This is a genomic window from Vibrio sp. 2433-A1 (genome assembly GCF_056726085.1).
Genome location: NZ_JBRESC010000059.1, coordinates 1 through 4,667, shown reverse-complemented (window position 1 = coordinate 4,667; position 4,667 = coordinate 1). Strand labels below are relative to the sequence as shown.

The following is a 4,667-nucleotide window of genomic DNA, read 5'->3' as shown; positions in this document are numbered from 1 at the left end:
GGCTTTGTTGCGTAATTCGATGGAACTAAATCAGGAAGTTACGATCTGATCGGCTACATCAGTTAATCATCGTAGCCTTATGCCGAAACCTCGTTACAAAACAACTAACTGGAAACAGTACAACAAAGCCCTAATCAACCGTGGTTCACTCACTTTCTGGATTGATGAGGAAGCCATACGCGAGTGGAAGCAAAGCAAACAGAGTAAGCGCGGCAGGCCTCGTCGATTCAGCGACCTAGCCATTACTACCGCACTGATGGTAAAACGCGTTTTCTCTATGCCATTGAGAGCGCTGCAAGGTTTTCTAGACTCAGTATTTAAGCTGGCTAACATACCGCTTGTTTGTCCGCATTACACCTGTATAAGCCGTCGAGCCCAGCAGGTTGAGGTTTCATTTAAAACTAAAACCAGAGGTGCGATACAGCATCTGGCCATTGATGCCACTGGTCTCAAGGTTTATGGCGAAGGTGAATGGAAGGTCAAGAAGCACGGTACTGACGGGAAGCGTAGAGTCTGGAGAAAGCTGCATTTAGCAGTCGACACCAGTACTCACGAGATAGTAGCAGCAGAACTGAGTTTATCTAATGTCACTGATTCAGAAGTCCTTCCTAATTTGCTCAAGCAAACACGTCGACAAATCATCGAGATATCTGGAGATGGTGCTTACGACACAAGGAACTGCCATGATGCCATACGGATTAAGCGAGCTATTCCGCTTATCCCACCAAGAGAAGGGGCAGCCTTCTGGGAACAAGGACATCCTCGCAATTTAGCAGTGGGTTGCCAAAAGCTCTACGGCTCCAACAAGAAGTGGAAAAAGCGGTATGGTTATCACAAACGTTCACTATCAGAAACAGCCATGTATCGAGTGAAGCAGTTGCTAGGTGGGAGGTTAAGCCTGCGAAACTACAATGCTCAGGTTGGCGAAACCTACGCCATGATTAAAGCGCTGAACAAGCTTACAGGGCTTGGTATGCCTGAAACTCAGTTTGTTGTTTAAGAATTGCACAATTTCGGGCGGTTTGTTTTTCTGTCCGAATTACGCAACAAAGCCAGTAAGACTTGGTATTTTCGATTTCTCAACCTGACGTTTGGATTTGACCCGCGCAAACTCGACCAAAAAGGTGTATTTAAGATGGGGGGAACTTACCTTAAAGAGAACATCCGCAATTCTTTTATGTGGATGACTACCAGCTAGAGGCGAACGAAAAGACTGAACTCATCGCCCAAACTGAAATTGAACCAAATAATGTGTCATTCAAGGTTTATCCAGGGAAGTCGTCTATATTTGATGCTCAGGCAGTCAATGTTTTCTACTATGGTGAAAACCCGAGAAATCTAATGCTGGAACTGGGGGTTGCCCAAATCAACATGCAGCTCCCCTCCAAGCAAGTTGAACTGGCTTTGTTGAGCCGTCTGTTTCACTTGATAAAAAGCATGATTACTTTACTGACGGGCGAGTGTTGCTCGTCTCTGATTGGTAAAGAGTCTCTTTCTAAAAACTGCCCATAAGTGATTTATTGCTTTGTTCTGGGCAGTTGTTTGCCTAGTTTTCAGTCTGTTGTACCAAGTTTTGGGGCTCTCCGGTGAGTGGGGAAATGGCATTAACTTTGCTGACACCATAAGTTTGTTTCTAGTTAGAGCGCTTATGAGTATCGCAAAGGGAGAACTATGCCAAAGCTTAAATTCCATATAATCGTTGACGGTGTCGACGAGGAAGCATTTGTTGTTCACAAGTTTAGTGGCGTTGAATCACTTTCGAATGATCTCACTCAGGCGAACGAGTTATGTTGTGGCTATCGCTACCAGATTGAGCTCGCAAGTCGGCGTTCTGATATCGAACCTGATTCTCTCATCGATCAAAATGTACGCTTAGAGTTACGTCGAAATGGCGTGTTAGAACGTACGACCTTCGGAATTGTTAAAGCTTTCAGTAAGGGAGATACGGGCCATCATCATACCTTTTACTCTCTCCAACTTGTGCCTTCATTAGAGCGCTTATCTTTACGACACAATAGCCGTATTTTTCAGTATCAATCTGCGCCTGAGATTATTTCTGTTCTACTGCAAGAGATGGGGATTTCGGATTACGCCTTTTCACTGCAAAAAGAATACCCGCAGCGTGAATACTGTGTTCAATACCGAGAAACCGATCTGGATTTCATTCACAGGCTGATGAGTGAAGAGGGAATGATCTACAGCTTTGACCATGAGCAAGGCCAAGGGCGAGTGGTGTTTAGTGATGTCAGTACATGTTTAGCTAAGCTTGATGACCCGATTCGTTATGCACCCGCTTCAGGGGGAGAAGCCGACAGTACGAGTGTCTCCAGCTTGAAAGAGACCAAGCAGTTTGAGGTCAGTGATGTCACGTTAAATGAGTACAGCTTTCTTAAACCTTCTTATCGGTACTCTGATCAGCAACGGGCAAATGACGTAGGCTACCAAGACATGGAAAGCTATCAGCATTTCGACTTTCTTGGAGACCACCAAAATAGCGACCTGAGCCTAAACTTGAGTCAAACACGTCTAGAAGCCTTGCGTCGTTATAGTCATATCGCCGAAGCAAGCAGTGATGATATGCGACTCAAAGCGGGGATTCGTTTTTCATTGTCTGAGCACATTGATCAAAACGTATGCCTCGATTGGCAAGTGGTTTCTGTTTCTGTTCAAGCCGAGCAACCACAAGCTTTAGAAGAAGAGGGCGGTACGGGAGCGACAACCTACCGCAATGAGCTACTTCTCATTCCTGCATCGAATCATTGGAAGTTTTTGCCCCAGTTAAAGCCGATCGTTGATGGTTCATCTATTGCCACCGTTGTAGGGCCTGAAGGTGAAGAAATTTACACTGATGAGTTTGGCAGGGTGAAACTACATTTTCCGTGGGATAGATACTCGAATGGTGATGAGCATAGCTCCTGTTGGGTGCGAGTTTCACAAAGTTGGGCTGGTTCTCAATATGGAATGGTCGCACTACCAAGAGTTGGGCAAGAGGTGATCGTTTCGTTTTTAAACGGCGATCCAGACCAGCCAATTGTTACGGGTAGAACATACAATGCTAATAACCCTGCGCCGTATGAATTGCCAGAGCACAAAACTAAAACGGTCTTTAGAACCGAAACCTACCAAGGTTCGGGCTTTAATGAGCTAAGTTTTGAAGATCAGGCAGGACGCGAACAGATATATATCCACGGCCAAAAAGACTTTAAAGCCAAGGTGAAAAATGATGTGAATACGGTTGTTCACAATGACCATCATCTATTGGTAGAGAACGATCAGTTCGGGCAGATCAATCAAGACAAACACCTGACGGTTGATGGCGAAAGCCGAGTAGATATCAAAGGCAATATGAGTGACGTCCTTGATAGTAGCCTTAATCAACAACTAGGTGAAAAAATCTGCGCTGAAGCAGGCAGAGAAATTTCTTTTAAATCCGGGGCAAAGATTGTTGTCGAGGCAGGCGCTGAAATTACCTTAAAAGCGGGAGGAAGCTTTGTCACAGTTGATGGCAGTGGTGTTAGTTTAAGTGGCCCTGCAATTAACTTGAATGCTGGTGGTAGCGCGGGTCAAGGGAGTGCTTACAGTGGGCAAATCGCTACTCTGCCAGACGGGGTAGAAGCGCCCGCTACACCAGATGTCGCAAAAGCAGTACGCCATCAATCCTTGTTGTTAGCTGAAGAAAGTCGTATTCCTCTTGTTAAACCTTGTCCACAGGAAGGGGCGAAATAATGCTATCTGAATGGTTTCAATTGAGTGAAGGCAACTACTATTGGCTGGCCGACGCTAATGCTCATCAGCAAGCGGTTAAAGCGTCTGGTTTTGGGTTTGACGATTCAATGCCTCTTTTCTCAGGCCCTATGTTCGAGTCAGCGAAAACGCTATCACCATGGATAGTACCCGCCTCAGAGCAGTTGCTCAGTGTGAAAAGTGACGTACTCGATCTCGGCATAGGGATACAAAGCGCAGCTGAATTTGATCAGCTTATCGAGCATTTACGAAGTTTACTACTTGTTTCTTATGAAGGTGAGGAAGTGATGTTTCGCTTTTACGACACGCAAGTGATTGGCCCCATGCTGCTTGCAATGGAAGAGAGTGAAGTAAACAGCTTGCTGGGCAACATCGACCAGCTTGCCATCGTAAATGAGTCTCTGGCCTGTTATATCAACCAATCTAAGGTTGAATTTACGCTAAACGAAGATACATGGTGGAAGGTTCAAACGTATCACCTGACGGCACTTTATAACGAAAATACTCACGCCAAGTCCATTGAACGAAGATGGTGGAATCTGTTCCCTAAAATGATGGAGCGGCTCGCTGATCCGAATGATGTGATTTTGAATGCATTGAAGAAAGCAAAGGAAAGAGGCTATCCACAAGAGCAAATGGAGGCCTGCGTTTTGGTTGAGGTGACTTGTCAGACTCAAACACACCTAAGTGAATTGTCGCGGCCTTTTCATTTAAACCTTGAAGAGCTTAAAGAACTAGAAACCCTGAAAGAGGTTTGGACATGAGTATTGAAACAGGCAGTAGCGCTTACTTTTTGCCATGTGAGCAGTGTAATCGCTGGATCGAAATATTTGTAAGGGATGAGTTTAATCAGCCTTTTATTGGTGTCTCTGGAACGCTGACTGATTCTGCAGGTAATGAGTTCAGCGTTACGTTAGGCGAAG

4 protein-coding genes are annotated in these 4,667 nt (G+C 45.2%); all 4 read left to right on the top strand.

The window, feature by feature from the left end; genetic code table 11:
• Positions 1–79 precede the first annotated feature (79 nt).
• The 4 genes from ACU01J_RS21490 (at position 80) to ACU01J_RS21475 (ending at position 4,508) form a co-directional block, all read left to right on the top strand.
• Complete coding sequence (locus tag ACU01J_RS21490; protein ID WP_481085133.1) at positions 80–1,000, top strand: IS5 family transposase; 921 nt, start codon at positions 80–82, stop codon at positions 998–1,000.
• A 179-nt stretch (positions 1,001–1,179) separates the two neighbouring features.
• Positions 1,180–1,512, top strand: a complete 333-nt coding sequence (locus ACU01J_RS21485; RefSeq protein WP_481087438.1) for a hypothetical protein — start codon at positions 1,180–1,182, stop codon at positions 1,510–1,512.
• A 159-nt stretch (positions 1,513–1,671) separates the two neighbouring features.
• Positions 1,672–3,726: a type VI secretion system tip protein TssI/VgrG gene (tssI, locus tag ACU01J_RS21480; RefSeq protein WP_481087437.1), complete on the top strand. Its 2,055-nt coding sequence runs from the start codon at positions 1,672–1,674 to the stop codon at positions 3,724–3,726.
• Entirely contained in the window at positions 3,726–4,508 is a 783-nt protein-coding gene (locus ACU01J_RS21475; protein ID WP_481085700.1) for a DUF4123 domain-containing protein, read from the top strand. Before tssI ends, ACU01J_RS21475 begins: the two co-directional genes overlap by 1 nt.
• The last annotated feature ends 159 nt before the right edge of the window (positions 4,509–4,667 follow it).